This window comes from Halobacillus halophilus (assembly GCF_020171985.1).
GTDB classification, from domain to species: Bacteria; Bacillota; Bacilli; order Bacillales; family Halobacillaceae; genus Halobacillus; species Halobacillus halophilus_A.
Window position 1 is genome coordinate 150638 of record NZ_JAIVAL010000009.1, and the last position, 18964, is coordinate 169601.

The following is an 18964-nucleotide window of genomic DNA, read 5'->3' on the forward strand; positions in this document are numbered from 1 at the left end:
CAACACCATGAATCCGCCTTCAAAAAGTAGTTGATTTAAAGTATTCCGAATAACTCCCCTTTGTAAATAAAGATAAAAATCTTTTTATTATGTAGGAATAAGGTGAAGGTAAGCATCCTTCACCCCTCTTTCTTCTTATCAAAATGTATACGAAAGCGGTTTCGATAACATTGTAACATATCTTATCCTTTAACTGACCCTGCGGATATACTACTAATGATATATTTAGAGAAGAATAGAAATGCAATCATGATTGGGACAACAGAGATAGCGATTCCTAGATACATAGAGCCTAGATTCTGGGCTACTTGAGAACCCTTCAAGAATCCCATTAATACGGGCAGGGTATATTTTTCTGGTGAGAAAATGACAACCAAAGGCAAGATATAGTTGTTCCATGAGCCGATAAAAGTAAAGATGGACATCGTAGCTACCGCTGGCATCATAATCGGCAGGGCAATCGTATGGAAAATTTTAAGTTCACTTGCTCCATCCATACGAGCTGCCTCCAATAGGGAAGGGTGCAAGGTAGATGCAAGATATTGTCTCAAGAAAAACACCACAAACGGACTAGCAATAGCCGGGACAATAAGTGGAATGAAGGTGTCCAGGAATCCCAGTGCCTTATTCAACTCGTAAAATCCAATTAGCCCTAGTTGTCCTGGGACCATCATCATAAGCAGCATGAAGATAAACAATTTATTTTTTCCTTTAAAATTATAAACTGCAAACCCAAATGCCGTTAATGCAGAGAAGTAGCCACTTAATACCGTTACGGTCACAGAAACGATTAAACTATTTTTAAAACCAGCCCAAATGTTGACGTAATCCATCATAGTTTTGTAGTTTTCGATTAATGCATTTCCAGGAAGGAAAGAAAATCCCATAATGATATCTTTAGTTTCTCGGGTAGCATTAACGATCATCATGTAAAATGGAATAAAGCTAATAACCGCTAATAGAATCAAGAGACTATATATAAGTGTTTTGTTTAGATACCTTCTCATATACATGTACATTCCCTCTCTTCTTCGCATTTTTTGCTTTGCGTTTTTTAGATTTACTGGTAGCCTTAGAACCATTTACTTCACGGTACATCGATTTAAAGGTTATCGCTGAGAAGACCACTGTAATCAAGAACAACATATACGCAATGGTTGCTGCATATCCATAGTTGTTATACCGGAACGCTTGATTGTATAGATAAAGAACCATCGTATTCAAGGCCCCTTCAGGGTTACCGAGTCCATCCGTTAACAGCATCGGTAAATCAAACAATTGCAATCCCCCGATGAGGGAAGTGATCATGACATACAACATAATAGGTTTTAATAATGGTAACGTGATATAAAGGAAAGTTTGAATTCTGTTAGCACCATCGATTAAAGCAGCCTCGTAATACTCTTTTGAAATCCCTGAAACCCCTGCCATTAATACGATAAAGGTGTAACCAAACCACATCCACGTTAAGATAAGGGAAACAGATACTTGTGCTGTAAATGGTTGATTTAGCCAGTTAATTGGTTCTGAAATCAAACCAATATTCATGAGAAATTGGTTAACCGATCCATAATGCCAATCAAGCATAATATTAAATAGAATGGCAACGGAACTTATGGTAATTAAGTTCGGTAAATAGAAGATGGCCCGGAAAAAACCAAGACCTTTAATACGAAAGCGAAGATCAGAGAATAAAGCTGCCAAAAATAAGGCAATCCCTAATTGTAGAGCAAAGTTGAACCCCCAGATCTTCCATGTGTTCACAAAAGCTTCTAAAAATTGTGTGTCCGTAAAGATACGAGCGTAATTCGCTAAACCGATAAATTCCGGGGAACCATAGCCTTCATAATGGGTAAACGTATAGTAAAAAGTTAATAAAACAGGGTATATATTAAATATGAGGAAAATGATAAAGAATGGAGCGATAAAATAGTATCCTTTATGATCTAACTTCTTCATCGTGTACACCTTCTTCCTTTATACTTACAAGGGTGTCTCCATACAATTGGGGATACCGATGTTCTTTCATGTCATCCACGAAACACTCACGTAATCGATAAAAGGGAGAGGGTAGAATATTTCTATCCTCTCCTCCTTTTGTGTTTATTTTGGTGTTTTGATCTCTGGATAAGCATTTTCAACTGCTTTGTAAAACTCTTCAATCGCTTCTTCTTTTGTGAGTTTGCCCTCTACATATTCAAGAACCTTTGAACCTAGTAATGTATCGATTTGCTGGTCGTATTCGGTTACGATGCCAGATTCAATTTTATTAGCTTCCTCCAGGAAGAATTCGTAATTGTTTTGTCCATCTAAGAATGGCTCACTGAAATCATCTTTAATTTTGTTGGTAACTGGAAGATAAGATAGTACATCGCCAGTATCTTTCGCCCAATCTGTTAAAAACTCTTCGTCATGCGTCATCATTTTCACAAATTCCCAGGCCATTTCCTTGTTTTTAGAACCACTATAAATTCCTAACCAAGTTCCACCCCAGAAATATGGTGATGGCCCTGATGTAACAGCCCAATCCCCGGCTGTATCTTCCGCATTCAATTTAAGTACACTGTGCAATCCCCACGTTGGCAGGGCATATGAGAATACTTCCGTCTTATCCTTTGAATCTTCTTTCACCTCATCCCAGCCACCGTTGTAGGCAATGGGACCATTCATAGAAGCAACCCAGGATGGAGACCATTCTGGAGCAAACGCTGTGTAATCTTTTTCACGAAGTTTCTTCGCATGATCAAAATAGTTCAGCTTTGCTTCCGTCATAATTAACTCATTATTTTCATTAACCCATGGCTGTGGGTCTTCACTCTTAGAGAACCAGCGAATAGCGCCTTCATCCGGGAACAGGCGATAGCCTTCTTCTTTTAACTTGTCCCCTACTTCAAACATACCGTCCCACGAAGACATCATCTCTCCGATTTCTTTCGGATCATCTGTACCTAATACTTCGTTCGCAATACTACGACGATAGAAAATACCGCCAGGCGTTGTTTGCCATGATAGGGCTTTAACATTTCCTTCTGAGTCTTTGCCTAAATCAAAAACGTACGGTACGTAGTCTTCGCTCCACTTATCTACGCTATAGGGTTCAGCAGATAAATTCTCCCAATAATTCCGATCGGTCCACTCTTTTAAGAAAGCAATTTCACCCGTAAATACGTCAGGTGCTCCAACACCGCTTTCCAAAACTGGCTTCAACTTTGTTGGATAATCGGCGATTGGAATAATGGTTAACTCTACCTTCATCCCATGTCTTTCTTCAAAGGTTTTAATTGGCTCCTTCAGTTCATCTGTAAAGGACCAGACCTTCAGCACGTCATCACCTTTTTTACCTGAATCTTTACCTTCGTTTGAGGATGCCGTATTGGAAGAACATCCAGCAACAAATCCTACTAGTACAACAAGGGTAAGCATCATACTTAAGAACTTTTTCATTTTCCCTACCTCCTATTAGTTTGACGATATTATAGTTAGAAAGACGCTTAAGTCTTTTTCTATCAAGTTTGCTAAACCGGTTTCGATTTTGAATAAAAAAATATAAGTTCGATTAAATTACGTTAATTTGCTTGATTAAATACTCCTGCATGAACCTCTAATCATAAGTTCAACTGGGACAACAATACTCTTCACATCTTTTTGCTTTGCATGGATTTGATGGAGTAAGAGTTCTCCAGACTTCACGCCGATTAATTCGGTTTGCTGTCTAAGGGTTGTTAAGGATGGGTGAAGTATTTGAGAGACTTCGATATCGTCAAAACCAATCACTGAATAGTCCCCTGGAACCTCAAACCCTGCTTCACGAATCGCATGAATAGCCCCAATTGCCAAATTATCTCCTGCTGCATAAACAGCTGTGGGTGGGTCTGTTACGTTTAATAGGTTCGCCATAGCTATATGGCCACTTTCTCTTGATAGGAAACTTCCAACCATAATGTACTCTTCTGGAACCGATAGTTGGAAAGATTTCATAGCTTCCATATATCCTTGAAGCCTTTGTTTCCCAGCGAAAGTGGATAGCTGACCTGAAATGTGGGCAATTTTACGATGACCTAATGAGTGCAGGTACTGTACAGCTTCTATACTTCCTCGAATATTATCTGAATAGACGACACTGGAATTCGTGCTGGGCAGATCAATGACCACGGACGGCAGTGAACTATTCATTAACTCCCGTACCTGCTCGTCTTCGGAGGCCGAGCACACAATAATCACGCCATCAACACCGCGGTACTTGAAGTAATCGAGATAAGTTGTTTGCTTATTTCTTATACTTCTTGAAGCAAAAAGCAGATCGTACCCTTCGGCATCTACATACTGCCTAAAGCTTTCAATGACGGCGTTAAAGAATGGGTGATTCATTCCTGCCCCTTGTGATTCATCGAAGACTACCCCAATAATCCAAGACTTCTTCGTTGTTAAGGATCGGGCATGTGAGTTTGGTAAATATCCTAATTCCTCTACAGCCTCTAATATGGCTTTCTTCGTTTTCAAACTTACATTCTGATAATTGTTAAGTACCTTTGATACTGTAGCTGCCGAATATCCTGTCTGCTTTGCAATCTGGTAAATGGTTACCATATTTGAACACCTCTTGCATATTAAACACACGATCTAAATCGATAAACAAACACATGAAAACCCTTACATTTAATTGCTAAAAACACAACTTCAATTGCCTTCACTCCAAATGAAAAGCAATTTTCTCTAATGTCTCAACCTCCTCTTTTTAATGGTAAAGCGTTTACATCCTTATTGTAATGCAGTATTCTCATTTACATAATGCACCAAATTTCATATATGGTGACAGATTTTCAGGTTTTACTTTTTTTAGTCTTATATTGGTTTTTAATAGGGAATTCTATATACCTTGTATTTACAACAGTACCACTCAAAATATTGGATCCTCTCAAAAAAAACGCTTGTGCATATTACACAAGCGTTTTTACATATATAATTTTTCGCGGTATTCCTTCGGAGAAATTCCCTCAATATCTCGAAACACTCTGGAGAATTGTTTCGAATTACTAAAACCTACTGCTTCACTGACCTCAAAAATTTTATTATCCCTATTAGTCAATAAATCTTTAGCTTTCTGGATACGAACCTTTTTTATATAATCAACAAAGTTCTCCCCTGTATATTCTTTAAATAAGTGACTAAAATACGAGTAGTTCAAGGAAATATAGTTGGAGACAACGGCCATATTTAAATCTTTATGCGCATTCTGGTGAATAAAGTCAATTGCCTTTTCCATAACATTATCACCTGTGTAAACAGATTTCATTTCCTTCATATATTCATGGAGGTACATGGTTAATTCTTCAACCGCATGAAAATAGTCATAGATATTGTCATAATTGAACATATCTCCAACCTTGTCATAGAGCTTAAATATCTCGATGGATTCTGTTCCAATCTGGTTAAAGACTTGATCAAAAATAATTCTATTAATAGCTTTACTTAGAGATTCCATGTAAGTTATTTTGTAATCCTGTAAGGCTTCAATATTGAATAACTCCAGCATAGAAGATCGAATTTCATTTTGCCGATCTGTCCCCAACATATTGAAAATTTTTTGGAGAACTTGCTCTTCCTTCCGAATAGTACTCTCTTTTTTGGCCTTCACTTGTTCATAAGTAAAGATTCGTTGATTAGGGAATAAAAATGCATAAGTTAAGGCTTCATTTGCTTGTTTATATGCTTCTTTCATTTTCCCCATGCGGCTTTCCTTCTGACTAATAGCCATACATAAATGACTTGCTGTCTCCGAATCGTTATTCTCTGCAGCCAGATATAATCCTTCTATATTTTCCGTAAACACTACAAGATTTCCGTTCATGTCAATGAAGCATAAGGAATGATTGTCAACATGGCGGATCTGCTTCCTGATAAGATGAAAAAACTCATTTTTGACAAGTGTTCCTTTTTTACCTTTGAAGTGGAAAACTCCCGCATAAAAACCGTCTGAATACGGATACAGTTGAAGCTTCTGAGCGATTTCTTCTACCCTTTCTTCATTTATTGTTGGATTGAGTAACATATAATTCAATTGATTGGTTACATACTCATCCTTTTCATTCTGTAAGGCGTTTTTTTCGTCCAGCTTATCTTTTGCACTAGTTATGACGTTAAACAGTTCATTACGAACAACTGGCTTAAGCAAGTAATCCATTACTTGAAATTTAATTGCTTGCTTTGTATAAGTAAAATCATCGTATCCACTTAATATAATAATAAGAGGTTTTGATTCCATGTCCTGCAAATGTTCAATGAGTTGAATGCCATCCATACGCGGCATTTTTATATCCGTTATGACGATATCCATTTGATTTTCTTTACATACATCAAGTGCTTCTATACCGTCCGATGCTACCTGTATGTCACATTCTGCAAACTTTCTTTCCAGCATCGCTTTAATTCCTAAACGAATCATACGTTCATCGTCTACTACTAATATCTTCATCATGCTGATAAATCCCCACCTCCTTCAAGAAGTAGACAAGGTATGGTAACCATCACCTTGGTGTAATGACCTTTTTTACTTTCTATTGTTAATCCATAATCATGTCCATAGTACAATTGAATTCGTTCATGTACATTGTATAGACCAATCCCGCTGCCATTCTTCATTCGACTGGATGTCTCAGCCAGGTCTGTTCCTTCTTGCAATGAATTTTTCAGCTTCTGGAGCATGAAAGTATCCATGCCTACCCCATTGTCCTCGATTACTACCGTTACATCATTGTCATTAGAGAATACTTTTATTGATATGATTCCTTTTTTCTCGTGTAAGACATGTTGCAATCCATGTTTCACAGCATTCTCTACGATAGGCTGAAACGACATCTTGAGAGTTTTTTGATTTTTCAAATGAGAAGGAATATCTACATGTAATTCTAGACGCTGATCTAACCGAATGTTCATAATCTCAATGTAATTCCTTATATGACTTACCTCTTCTTGCAGAGAGACAAAGTCTTTTTTCCACCGGAGATTGTAGCGCATCATTTCTCCTAAAGAGGTTAACGCGTCAGATATATCATATTTCCCATCAATCTCAGCCATCATTTTGATATTCTCTAAGGTGTTGTATAGAAAATGGGCGTCAATTTGTGTTTTCAGTGCATTGAGCTCTGCTTCCTTAGTGGCTGCTTCTTTATTAACAGACTCCGCGATCAATGTATTAATTTTACTCAACATATTCCGATAATGACTGGATAGTCTACCAATTTCATCGTTTCCCTGGAGATCTACATCAACGGTAAAATCCCCATGTTCCACCCGCTTCATCGATTCAATCAGGAGGTGCAGCTTTCTAAGTATTAGAGAGATGATTCCGTAGGTAATAAAGGAAAGAAGAACAATTAACGAGAATGCTCCAAGAAAAATAAACATTCTGAGTCTATTTTTCTCCATAAATATGGATTCCAAAGGTACTAAATTTACCAAGTCAACCCCTATATCCTCTACCGAAGTGGATACGATCAGGAACGGTTCCTCCCTGTCTAAGAACAGCATCGTTTGATTAGGCTGACCTGAATCTTTTTGAAGATAGTGATTTTTCATCTTTTCTGGAGTCATTTCCAGTTCTCTTAACAACGGGTTGCTATGATCGAAATGAATGGTATTCGTCTCATCAATAACTAACATTTGAGATTCACTCTCTTCCACATCCCCAAACATTTTAGGAAAGAAGTTCTCAAGCAGCATATTGATCTCAATAATACCTAAGTGCTCCTCCTTGGGATACTCGATCTCCCGGTATAAGGAAATCTTCTTAGCTCCCACATTACTTGCATATAAGTTCTCTCTAAATGGCCCTTGTTGATGGAACCTCCACATCTCTGTACCGTTTAAGGCTAGGATGTCTTGAAACCAGCTGGCATTCTTAATCCGCCGCTCATCATATACTAAAGGCCACATTTCGTTTGTATTGTTGTTAGCAGAGAAAAAATGTATATCCTCGATCGTTGGATTATTATACTTCAACTGTAAAATATCCGATAACGTATTCATTTTAAAATCGATCAATTCTTTTACTTCATAGTCTTCTTGACTAATAAATTCAGTGAATTCCTGATTTGCGATAACAATTTGCGCTGTGCGGCGAATGCTTTCCATATTTTTTTCAATATTTGCTTTCTCTAATTCCAACGCATATTCACTGTCTCTAACAGCATCGTTAATAGCTGTTTCGAATCGGTTTTTTGATATATTCCATGTAAATATAAGGACTGGAACTAATATAATGACCACATATAGAAAAACCAACTTTTTTTGGAGGGACATTCCACTAATATATAACTTTGTTTTGTTGAAGTATCTTGTCCATCTTGGCGACATGGCATCCCACCTCCTCGTTGTTTTCCATACATGGATACTTCCTTTGTACTTTATATCTAATCGTTAAGCTTCCTGTTATTCTCTTCATAACTGTTTTGTCTGTATTCTCTAACTATAGTAAAATCATAGCTTTCCCGCTTTTGTAAAAAAGATTGGAACAAACGATCAAACACTTCTTCTGATTCAGCTAACAATAACATCGGCAGCGTTCTTCCCCACTCCTCAGCAATCTTGTTGGCAGCAATTCCTTCTTTAGTGGTACCGGTTGGATCGATCCCCTCAAATTCACTGAGATTAACCGTCTTCCCTTTCGTCCAATCCGCTAACTGTTTTAATGGAGGAGCAGGTAATGGTGCCCATTCCAGTGTTTTGTTTGTATCCACTAACATCCAATACGTACTAGCCGCTCCGTATTTTTGGTCAAACGTCATCCTGTCCGATTTTAGTAGACTAAGCACTTCTGGTAGAAACTGTTCTTTTCCATTTCTCGTTTCCCAGGTTACCCCTCGCTTCCCTAAGAATGTATCCTTCTGACCTTCCTCACTTATGAGATAGCTTAAGAAACGAATGGCTCTCTCCGGGTCCTTTACATCCTTTGAAATGAGAGTAATTGTCCAGCCAGATATTCCGTCCGCAGGTAATGTAGGAGCTTCCAGATTCGAATTAGCGGGTCCATCTACTGCGATATAAACAGAGTCTGGATCCTTTGCATAAAGAGCCTGTTGCTGCGCTGCCATATCACTACGTTGATAAAGCATAGCAAAATATCTACCCTCGGCAATCTTTTCTTCCATTTGAGCCCGTTTATCTATAAATATATCTTTCGCAAGCAGCCCCATCTCATTTACCTCTCGAAATGTCTTTAGCCATCTGATATATTCCGGATCGGTTATCCGGTCATACACTTTCCCATCTTCTTTCATAGGAATAGCTAAGAAATTTTGAAGGTAATCTTCCAATGAATCATTACCAACAGGAGTAAACTCATGGAGCCCAAGTGGGATAAGCGGCTTCCCATTTACTTCTGGAAATTGTTCTTTAGCTTTCTTTAATGCATCCAGAAAACCTTCTGGTGTTCTCATATCAGGTCTACCTAATGCCTCGTACATATCCTTCCTTACTAAAAACGTTTGATTAGAAGGCTTTAAATCTTTATATCTTTCAAAGTCCTCTGGTGAAGAGGAAGCATTCGGGTATCCATACACATGCCCATCTTCTTGTCTATACCATTCCAGCTTCGAATCATCCGTCACTTTATAAAAGTATGGATCGTATTCTTTTCCAAGCTCATCTAATGGCAGCACAAGCTCTTGATCTATCATTTTTTTCGCTCCATCTTCCCACCAGCCGATTGTGATAAAGTCAGGGAGAGATCCAGAAGCGATCATCGTATTCATTTTTTCATTTTCATTACCAGTGGGAGTGATAAAATTAACCCTCACACCTGTTTTATCGGTGATATAATCCGAAACCACATTGTTGCCCCAGTCTGTCTCAAACCAGGAAAAGTTTACATACCAATCAAAAGTGACAGGAGATGTGTCTAACTTCCAACCCGGTTCGTCTTCATGTAACGCTTGGACGTGAGAATCTTCCTTCACATCTGAAGTGGAAGCGGTTTCATTTTTGGTATTATTGTCACATCCCTCTAGGAAAATAACAAATAACAATAGCAATATAAGACACTTTATTATTGACTTTAGCCGCATATTTATCCCTCACTTCTATACTAAGTATACTGGAATATTATGTAGAATAGTAAGGGGAAATTTGCACAAAAAAAAGATATTAGTTCATATATTTGTCGTTTAACTGCTTCTTGTTCCTCTTTGCATAACGCTTATATAATACGACATTTTCTTCTATCCTGTTTGAGGAGAGACCTACAAAAAACCACCATCTACTTGATGACTCCCTTATGTGAATATGAATTAAGGAAGAAATGTAGTAAGTCATCATTTTGTCAACGGATCTCGATAAATTCTCCACAGACTTTTGATATTTTAATTTTATATTAAACTTATTACCAAAAAGGAGCTGAGGAAAATGAAAAAGTTTATTATTGGAGTATTATCACTCGGGCTGGTCGCTGCTGGAGGCGTGACAGGCGTCAGCGCTCAAAACGGACAGATGGAAATGCCGTATAAAAAAAGCGGTGAAATGATGGAAATGGAAGGCATGCATCAAACTATACTGGACTCAACTGCCGTTATTAATTTTGGACAGGCTAAAAATCTGATGAAAGAGATGCATCCGGAAATGAGTACCAAGCAAATTAAGGTGATGTACACGAAAATGCATGGAACAAATGGAGCGGCTCCCAGTGCAAACTTCGAAGAAATGAATATGGGTGAGAATTAATATTTCAAAAAAGCAGGTCTACCATCTGTTAGTTTGATGATAGGCCTGTTTTTAAATTATTGCTCGTTAAGTGTTAGGGAAGAGCTTTAAATCCTTATAATAACAGGTGCTAAGTGTTACCTCCGCTATTTGATGAACTTTCCTTCTCTCTATTTCCCCAGTCAGAAATTCGACCGCTGCCAGAACTAATATTAACTCCCCGTGACCAGTGCGATTACCTTATTATTTCTTTTATTAAAGCGAACATTGGATATTAAAAGTAGACTTCTCTGTACTCTAAAAACCCATTAAACCCCCAGGAAAAACAAAACGTCCCAAACATTTATATGGATTACCGGAAATTCCTCCAATATAATATGTCCTCATTGGATATCCTTATAACATGGATCATAATTTATGATGAATGAAAAGAGAGGAAATTATGATATATATATACAATGACTATGCAGGAACTCATACCACTTCCATAGCTGCCGCTTACCACTTGGACTATATCAAGCAAGGACAAGAATTGAGCGATGAAGAAGTTTTAGAAATTCCTTTGTTTAATGAACTTACCAAAAAAGATGCCGGTAAACTGGTCTACCACGGACAGGACAATCACGGGGATTACGTTTATACCCTGGGTAGGAAATCCTCTAAAATGGTTGTTCCCGCATTAAAAGAGCTTTGTATAGTACTGTTTGAACTCTTTGATATCGAAGGTAAGATTATCTTCTCTAACACATCACCCACCGTCCCGTTTGTTATGTCTATCGGTGGAGGGTTATCGCGTGGATTGGGTATCGATTCACTTGGGGTTCCTATGTTGATAAAGGGAGCGAAAAAGTGTCACCCTTTAATAGGTGAATTGGTAAGTCACACCAAAAAAGTTGCTCATGACCCCCATGAGAAAGATATCCTTGTACTTGAAAATGAAGAATTTAAAATATAAAAGCCCACTTTGAGAAAAGGTGTAAACGCAGGGTTAGCGATTTGATCTTGATCGCTCACATCCCTGTCTAATACTCCAGTCGATATGGAGGATCCAGTATGAGACAAATCCCCTAATTAAAAATTCTCGCCGTACAACTTGGTATTTGTCGTGTGGCTGTTATGAACAACAGTTCCAATGTCAATGTTACCGTTCTGAGTTACTCCATTCGTTTTCTTATTAAAGATGTTTATTAAAAAAGGCATCTTCTGACTCTCCTCTCCTTAAGACTGAGCAAAATATGTGTTGGGTTGGGTTAGCCACCTCTCCCATATCATTCAAATCTGGCTCAATAAACACACTTTCCAATCCAGAGCTATTCGGAGAAGCGTCTCCATAAGATGAGTTCTGTCCTTGGGATTTGGTGTTTGCCGTTGGCGAATTGTTAAATGCATCACCAATTTTAAACAAGCCATTGCTAGCGATACTGTTAATTTTTATGCTATATATATCGATTGAAGTTGGCATGTGTACCTCCTCCTGTTCGGAATTCTTATTGTAAATGGTAGGACCAGGTCCGATTCCTGACATTCCTCCAGTGATTTTTTAGAAAAAAACCTCCAATGCGGCAGGGGCCACTGTTATATGCGAAAGGAAAAATTCAAAAAGCGGCCGGTATGGATTTAACTCCCATACCGGCCGCTTTCTTTCTAATTTCAAGAGCTTTTTGCCCTCACAAGTTTCTTGATTCGTTTCATAATAGCCGTGAAAATGCTCATGTCCTCTAGAAACCCTGGTGTGCGTTCGGTCTGTCGTATACGGTAACAGCACGCTCCGAAGAAATATCCAGGTTTTCTTGTTCAAGTTATCTGAGGCCGTGCCTGCCACATCTCCTCAGTAGCAGCAGAATTACTAAGGTAATTTAGATATGGAAATTTAAGTGAGAGTGGTGACCCCTTAACTCGAATTTTTTCACCACTTCATAACTTTTCAATAACTTCAGTATGTTCCTTTTCAACATACATAACATTTAAATGAACATTCCAAACCCGGAAATAATTTAAGCCTTCAGATGATTCGGCAGAAGAGGCAAACCGTCGTAAACTTCTTTCCCTGTAAATAAGATAAAATAAGTCCTAACGTCAAGAGGAGAGATAGGTATGCTCAAGAAGTTTGTGGACGCCCTCCCCATCATGAAAACACTCCGCCCGACAAGCTATATTCAGAATGTGCCATTCTATGAAGTGACGATGCAGGAAACCTTTCAGCAACTGCATCGAGACCTCCCCCCGACCAAGGTCTGGGGCTATAATGGGCAGTATCCTGGACCGACTTTTCACGTGCAGAGACATCAGCCGATCCACGTTTTATGGAAAAATAATCTTCCTTATCGACATTTTCTTCCCATTGATACGACCGTTCATGGGGCTGAGAAGAACATACCAGAAGTTAGGACCGTTGTGCACCTCCATGGAGGAGTGAACCCAGATACAAGTGATGGTTATCCAGAGGCATGGTTCACCCGTGATTTTCAGAAAGTAGGACCCCATTTCACTAATACTCTGTACACGTATCCTAATCACCAGCCAGCAACCATCTTGTGGTACCATGACCACGCAATGGGCATCACACGCCTCAATATTTACGCAGGGCTTGCCGGGATGTACGTTATCCATGACCGGGAAGAAGCTCGATTAAACCTTCCTTGCGGCCCATTTGATATCCCGTTAATCATCCAGGATCGTTCGTTTCACGAAGATGGCCGTCTCCTCTATCCATCTGAACCAAATAATCAACCATCAGCTCCTCACCCTTCTGTCGTACCGGATTTCTACGGAGATACCATCCTGGTGAATGGTAAAGTATGGCCGCATTTAAACGTAGAGCCTAGACGCTACCGCTTCCGTATACTAAACGGATCGAACACCCGCTTTTATCGTTTCACCTTCTCAAACGGGTTACCTTTTATTCAGATCGGTACAGATCAAGGATTGATAGAAACCCCGATACGCGTCCCTTCTCTTCTTCTAGCCCCGGCAGAAAGGGCGGATGTGATTGTTGATTTTTCTACATCTTACGGCGATTCAATCGTCCTGGGCAACGAGTACGAATCGCAAAGGGAAAAACCAGATCCTGAGACAACGGGTACCGTCATGCAATTCCGTGTAACCCATTCTCTCACCTGTCAAGATACGAGTTCGATACCTGCTCACCTGGTGCCTGTTCCTAAACTTATACAATATCAGAAAACTCGGACGTTACGCCTCAACATGCGAAAAGATTCCTACGGACGCAACATTCACTTGTTAGATGACCGGTTATGGTCGGAACCTGTTACCGAGAAACCGAAGCTAGGTCAAACGGAGATATGGAACCTGATCAATGAGACACGAGATACTCATCCAATCCACCTTCATTTAGTCCGTTTCCAAATCCTGGACCGCCAACCCTTCGATCGTGAGCTCTTGGAAAAAGAAAAACGAATCGTTCCTACAGGAGCACGTGTGCCTCCAGAGTGGAACGAGAAAGGTTGGAAGGATACTGTCCGGGCCCAACCTGGAGAAATAACGCGAATCATAATTCCGTTCGGTCCATATCCTGGGTTGTTCGTGTGGCACTGCCATATCTTAGAGCATGAAGACTATGAGATGATGCGTCCGTATTTAGTGATAAATAAATAAATTGATAAGAGTCAGAAAAATACACAAAAAAGATGACGGGCATATGCTCGTCATCTTTTCATTTATAATAGGGGATGATTTTTTCATCATGCCTCCTATCTTTGAAGAAATGAATCAATATATCGTGCTGCATCCCCAGCCCCATTTTCTAATTGAATATTCTTACCTAATGTGTAAGCATTCGATTTAATTCCTTCACCTTGCATTTCTCGTATACCTTCTGCAAGATTTTCTACTGTAAGTTTCTTTCTTGGCACTGGGGATGGTCCTACACCCAACTCTTCTGTTCTTTTCCCCCATGCGTACTGATCATTTCCATGAGGAATGACAAAGCTTGGTATCCCTGCGCGAAAAGCAGCCGCTGTTGTGCCTGCACCACCGTGATGGACCACCCCTGATAGTTTAGGAAAAAGCCAGGAGTGAGGGACACTTTCTATAAAATACATATTTTCCGTCTCTTCAATGTCTTCGGTAGAGTTCCAGCCTGTTGCTAATATACCTCTTTGACCTGCTTTCCTCAGAGCATCTATCACGAGTTCAGTAGTTTCCAGAGCCTGGTCATCATAAATACTCCCAAAGCCAACGTAAACCGGTGGCGGCCCCTCCGAGAGAAAGTTTTGAAGATCTTCGGGAGGGTTCCAAGAACTTAGATCTTCATCCAGGAACCAATACCCAAACCATCGGATGTTTTTTTTAGGCTCTTGAAACACATGGCGACTGACAGAAGCTAGTGCTAGATGATCTTTTGTTTGTTCTTTGCTAAAAGGATTTTGGAATGATTCCGGTAAAGTATCAAACTGTCTTTTCCAATACTGCCGAACCGATGGTTTTACGGTCATCCAAAACCCCTTTTCAAAGAGTTTATGAGTAAATAAATTAAATTTTTTCCCAAACTGCATTTGATAAAATATTAAAGCAGGGTATTCTTCTGTGGGTCCCATAGGGAAAGGGGATGCCAAAATGGTGGGAATACCTTTAAGCTCTCCTACAAACTGTCCAATAGCAGCACCTGGATGATAAATTATGGCTTCAGCATCCACACACGCTTCATACAAGTCTTCCTGCATTCCCATTTGCTTATCCTTGATATAAGGCTTCATTTTACGGAAGCTAGTAAAAAACTGGATTGGGTTATCCGACTTAATCGAACTTTTAGCCATTTCCTTTGATATTTCTGAAATGTCTCCTTTTATGGGATGAAAATTCAGCTCATGCCTCTCAACTAGTTGCTGATAGTTTTCAAACCCTGCCAGTTTGACTTCGTGTCCTAAGCTTTTTAGCTCTTTGCCTAAAGCAATAAATGGCTGGGTATCTCCTCTTGTGCCGGTCGTTAAAATAGAAATTCTCATTTTTCAGCCCCCATTAATTTAGTTAGTCTAACTAACTATTTGATATAAGATGATAACATTAATCATCTTCCTTATTTCTTTTATAAAATCCCTGGATTAATTTATTGAGTGTGGTTGAAAACTGTTCTTCCTCTTCTTTTGTTAAGGATTGACTAATAAAAGAAACGTATTCTTCTAACGCCTGTTGTTCAAGTTGAATAAACTTCTCGCTAGTCGGTGTCAATGTAACATGGTAAATACGCTTATCTACGTTAGATTGATTTTTTTGGGCGTAACCAAGGTTGACCAATTTATTTACACCTGCTGTAGCCGAGGCTTTCGTAATATTTAATTCAGCGGCGATCTCACTCAATGTAGGGTTTCCTAATTTCCCGATAACTTCAATATATTGAATCTGATTTACGCTTAAATTTTTTACACCCGCCGTTTCAATGGTATCTGCTACTAGCCTTTTAAAAGAAGTATCCAGAGTGGTGATAAATTCCCTTAGTACCTTTTCCAAGTTGCTTCACCCCTGACCGTTAAATTAGTTAGTTTGTCTAACTAATATATATTATTGCTTGAATAAAGTCAATGCTCAATGGTATAGGTTAGTTTATACTCCTAGCGAGATAACTTATAATTCTTCTCCATTCCCCGTAGATCTGTACATAGCTTAGTAAATTATAATTCCGCTGAGAGAATGTACAGGTTTAATTAAAGCACAGCAAATTTGAAAGAAGGGGCCTATTGAGCACTTCCAGTTTGAAAAAATCGAATATTGGGAAAAGTTGATTATGGATTGAGCAGAGGAAAATGTAACCTCTGTTCTTCATATATGCTAGGGCGCTCAACCGCCACTTTTTCATCATTATGGTACCGATAGATTTGCCCTTCAGGAAAAATATTTATGTACTTTTACCATAGAACCTTTAATAGTCACGGAGACATTAAGCTCTTGCAAGGATTTGACGATGAGTTTATAGCTTTCCCCTCACTACATACAAATAGATCAGCAGATTAAATAAATGCAGCAGTTGAAGAGTTAGAGCTGTTAGTTTCTTCATGAGAGGCAGACCGATTTCTCATGATGTCCAAGGTTAGTACACACATTATAGGTACTGGACGATTGGAATACGATACGGAGATCCCTTAAGGAAGTATATGAGTGAGATTTAGACAGAGAGTTAAGTAGCAGAATTTATCCGCGCATTATTTTCCAACTAATCCCCCTCAAGAACTCCCATCGAATCGGTGGCCTTCTCATGCTCGTTTATTATTTTTAAATTGTCCCAATTATGATGAGTATAAGGAAGCGCCATATAAGTGGAAATGAGAGAGACAGAATTTAATGAAATGAGGAAGATAATATGGAGCGTAATCACACCATGATGCAATTTTTTGAATGGCACTTGGCTAACGACGGTGACCACTGGAATCGTCTAGCGCTGCTGGCAGGTGAAATAAAAGAGTGTGGCATCGATGCTTTATGGATTCCACCCGCAACAAAGGGTATAAGCCAGGAAGATAATGGCTACGGAATTTATGATAGTTACGACTTAGGCGAGTTTGATCAAAAGGGTACAGTTCGTACGAAATACGGAACGAAGCAAGAACTCTTAGATGGCATAGCCGCTTGTAAAAATGCAGGAATTCAAGTTTACTCAGATGTTGTCATGAATCATAAAGCCGGTGCCGATGATACGGAGCGCTTTGAAGTGATCGAAGTAGATCCTAATGATCGATATAGAGTTGTCTCTGAGCCTTTTGAAATCGATGGATGGACAAAGTTTTCATTCCCTGCACGAAATGGGAAACATTCCTCCTTTGAATGGTCCCATTACCATTTTAACGGCACGGACTATGATGCCAACGAAGATAGAATTGGTGTTTTTCAAATATTAGGAGACAATAAACGCTGGAACAGACATGTTGATAAAGAGTTTGGAAACTATGATTATCTCATGTTCGCTAACATTGATTACCACCATCCAGCCGTACAAGCAGAAATGCTTTACTGGGGTGAATGGTTTATTAACACAACCAGATGCGACGGTCTTCGGCTAGATGCGATTAAACATATTAATCATAAATTCATCTCTGTTTTTGTTCATGCCATGCGTTTGAAATTTGGAAAAGATTTTTATTTTGTAGGTGAGTTTTGGAAGCCAGACCTAGAAGCATGTCAAAACTTCTTAAACTATGTAGATTACGATATTGATTTATTTGATGTAAGTCTTCATTATCACTTTCACGAGGCTTCACTGGCTGGTCGTAATTATGATTTAAGTAAAATTTTTGAAGACACCCTTGTTGGTACTCATCCAACGAACGCAGTGACATTTGTTGATAATCATGATTCGCAGCCTCAAGAAGCCTTGGAGTCCTGGGTGGAAGACTGGTTCAAACCTTTGGCATATGCCCTCATCCTCCTTCGTAAAGATGGTTATCCATGCGTGTTTTATGGAGACTATATTGGTATAAATGGTGAAAATCCGATCCAAGGTAAAAAAGATATAATTGATCCGATCTTAAATGCAAGATATCATTACGCTTACGGTGACCAAAAAGACTATTTTGATCATGGGAATACAATTGGTTGGGTAAGAAAAGGCGTCTCGGACTTTCCAGGATCAGAGTGTGCCGTAGTCATGACTAATGGTGATGATGGAAAAAAACGCATGTATGTCGGAAAAAAACTAGCTGGACAAATCTGGATAGACATAACAGGTAACCATCCCTCACGCGTAAAAATTACAAAGGACGGCTTCGGGCAGTTCCGTGTGAAAAGCTCTACCGTCTCTATATACGTTAAAGAGAACGCATTAGAAGAACAAGAATAAAAGCGCAAGTGAGGCTCACCCATTACCTCACTTGCGCTTTTGTTTGTCTCATCTTTTTCATAATCTGGTTAAGCACTTCCGAGAACACGAGCCCAAATGCAATAGCACCCGATATCATAAAAGCTTTCGCTGCAATGGAGATAGCGACACTGTAGTCATTTTGCACAAAGCTTCGCATGGCGTCATACGCGAGACTTCCTGGTACGAGAGGAATAATCCCTGGTACGCTAAATATAATCATAGGCGTTTTGTATATCCTTGCCAGCACCTGGCTGACCACGGCAATAACAAAGGAGGCGATGAGTGTGGCTGGGACACTGTCGACTTCTTCCCATACTAAGGATATGTAAATGACCCAACCAATCATGCCGACAAGACCACATTTGATGATCGTATTTCTTGGCGCCTGATAGATGATTCCAAAGGCAGCTGATGCAAAAAAGCTTGCTATGGCATATTCAATCAACATAGTCATCCCTCACGATC

15 protein-coding genes and 2 pseudogenes are annotated in these 18964 nt (G+C 39.3%); 5 read left to right on the plus strand and 12 right to left on the minus strand.

Annotation, left to right across the window (positions count from 1 at the left end):
- Nucleotides 1-182 precede the first annotated feature (182 nt).
- The 7 genes from LCM11_RS14965 to LCM11_RS14995 all read right to left on the minus strand — a co-directional run bounded on the left by LCM11_RS14965 (nucleotide 183) and on the right by LCM11_RS14995 (nucleotide 10061).
- Nucleotides 183-1013 (minus strand): carbohydrate ABC transporter permease, encoded by an 831-nt coding sequence (locus LCM11_RS14965; RefSeq protein WP_412098153.1) that lies wholly within the window; start codon nucleotides 1011-1013, stop codon nucleotides 183-185.
- Nucleotides 973-1959 (minus strand): carbohydrate ABC transporter permease, encoded by a 987-nt coding sequence (locus LCM11_RS14970; protein WP_224895078.1) that lies wholly within the window; start codon nucleotides 1957-1959, stop codon nucleotides 973-975. The genes LCM11_RS14965 and LCM11_RS14970 overlap by 41 nt, the downstream gene beginning before the upstream one ends.
- Before the next feature lie 144 nt (nucleotides 1960-2103).
- Complete coding sequence (locus tag LCM11_RS14975; protein ID WP_224895079.1) at nucleotides 2104-3444, minus strand: ABC transporter substrate-binding protein; 1341 nt, start codon at nucleotides 3442-3444, stop codon at nucleotides 2104-2106.
- Nucleotides 3445-3579: 135 nt separating this feature from the next.
- Nucleotides 3580-4587: a LacI family DNA-binding transcriptional regulator gene (locus LCM11_RS14980; RefSeq protein ID WP_224895080.1), complete on the minus strand. Its 1008-nt coding sequence runs from the start codon at nucleotides 4585-4587 to the stop codon at nucleotides 3580-3582.
- A 364-nt stretch (nucleotides 4588-4951) separates the two neighbouring features.
- The gene (locus LCM11_RS14985; protein ID WP_224895081.1) at nucleotides 4952-6475 is read right to left on the minus strand and encodes a response regulator transcription factor; all 1524 of its coding nucleotides are present in this window, start codon (nucleotides 6473-6475) and stop codon (nucleotides 4952-4954) included.
- A complete protein-coding gene (locus LCM11_RS14990; protein ID WP_224895082.1) occupies nucleotides 6472-8352 on the minus strand; it encodes a sensor histidine kinase in 1881 nt (626 codons plus the stop codon). Before LCM11_RS14990 ends, LCM11_RS14985 begins: the two co-directional genes overlap by 4 nt.
- A gap of 56 nt (nucleotides 8353-8408) precedes the next feature.
- The gene (locus tag LCM11_RS14995; RefSeq protein ID WP_224895083.1) at nucleotides 8409-10061 is read right to left on the minus strand and encodes an extracellular solute-binding protein; all 1653 of its coding nucleotides are present in this window, start codon (nucleotides 10059-10061) and stop codon (nucleotides 8409-8411) included.
- A gap of 337 nt (nucleotides 10062-10398) precedes the next feature.
- On the opposite strand from LCM11_RS14995, the gene LCM11_RS15000 reads away from it, so the two are divergent.
- Nucleotides 10399-10713: a hypothetical protein gene (locus tag LCM11_RS15000; RefSeq protein ID WP_224895084.1), complete on the plus strand. Its 315-nt coding sequence runs from the start codon at nucleotides 10399-10401 to the stop codon at nucleotides 10711-10713.
- A 421-nt stretch (nucleotides 10714-11134) separates the two neighbouring features.
- Entirely contained in the window at nucleotides 11135-11647 is a 513-nt protein-coding gene (locus tag LCM11_RS15005; protein WP_224895085.1) for a DUF3189 family protein, read from the plus strand.
- A 26-nt stretch (nucleotides 11648-11673) separates the two neighbouring features.
- On the opposite strand, the pseudogene LCM11_RS15010 reads toward LCM11_RS15005, so the two are convergent.
- Both LCM11_RS15010 and LCM11_RS15015 read right to left on the minus strand, forming a co-directional pair.
- A pseudogene (locus LCM11_RS15010) lies at nucleotides 11674-11892 on the minus strand (spore germination protein); the annotation flags it as partial.
- On the minus strand, nucleotides 11867-12154 hold the full coding sequence (locus tag LCM11_RS15015; RefSeq protein WP_224895086.1) for a spore germination protein: 288 nt from the start codon (nucleotides 12152-12154) through the stop codon (nucleotides 11867-11869). The pseudogene LCM11_RS15010 and the gene LCM11_RS15015, both read right to left, overlap by 26 nt.
- Before the next feature lie 632 nt (nucleotides 12155-12786).
- Between LCM11_RS15015 and LCM11_RS15020 the strand changes: the two genes are divergently transcribed.
- Complete coding sequence (locus LCM11_RS15020; RefSeq protein WP_224895087.1) at nucleotides 12787-14307, plus strand: multicopper oxidase family protein; 1521 nt, start codon at nucleotides 12787-12789, stop codon at nucleotides 14305-14307.
- 95 nt (nucleotides 14308-14402) lie between these two features.
- Here LCM11_RS15020 and LCM11_RS15025 read toward each other — a convergent pair whose 3' ends face one another.
- Together LCM11_RS15025 and LCM11_RS15030 are read right to left on the minus strand one after the other, a co-directional pair.
- Nucleotides 14403-15656: a glycosyltransferase gene (locus LCM11_RS15025; RefSeq protein ID WP_224895088.1), complete on the minus strand. Its 1254-nt coding sequence runs from the start codon at nucleotides 15654-15656 to the stop codon at nucleotides 14403-14405.
- Nucleotides 15657-15714: 58 nt separating this feature from the next.
- Nucleotides 15715-16158: a MarR family winged helix-turn-helix transcriptional regulator gene (locus LCM11_RS15030; RefSeq protein ID WP_224895089.1), complete on the minus strand. Its 444-nt coding sequence runs from the start codon at nucleotides 16156-16158 to the stop codon at nucleotides 15715-15717.
- Between the two features lie 690 nt (nucleotides 16159-16848).
- Here LCM11_RS15030 and LCM11_RS20570 point away from each other — a divergent pair.
- Nucleotides 16849-16971 (plus strand): annotated as a pseudogene (locus tag LCM11_RS20570) (homoserine O-succinyltransferase); the annotation flags it as partial.
- 34 nt (nucleotides 16972-17005) lie between these two features.
- Nucleotides 17006-18478 (plus strand): alpha-amylase, encoded by a 1473-nt coding sequence (locus tag LCM11_RS15040; protein WP_224895090.1) that lies wholly within the window; start codon nucleotides 17006-17008, stop codon nucleotides 18476-18478.
- Nucleotides 18479-18500: 22 nt separating this feature from the next.
- On the opposite strand, the gene LCM11_RS15045 is transcribed toward LCM11_RS15040, so the two are convergent.
- Nucleotides 18501-18947 (minus strand): threonine/serine exporter family protein, encoded by a 447-nt coding sequence (locus LCM11_RS15045; protein ID WP_224895091.1) that lies wholly within the window; start codon nucleotides 18945-18947, stop codon nucleotides 18501-18503.
- Nucleotides 18948-18964 lie beyond the last annotated feature (17 nt).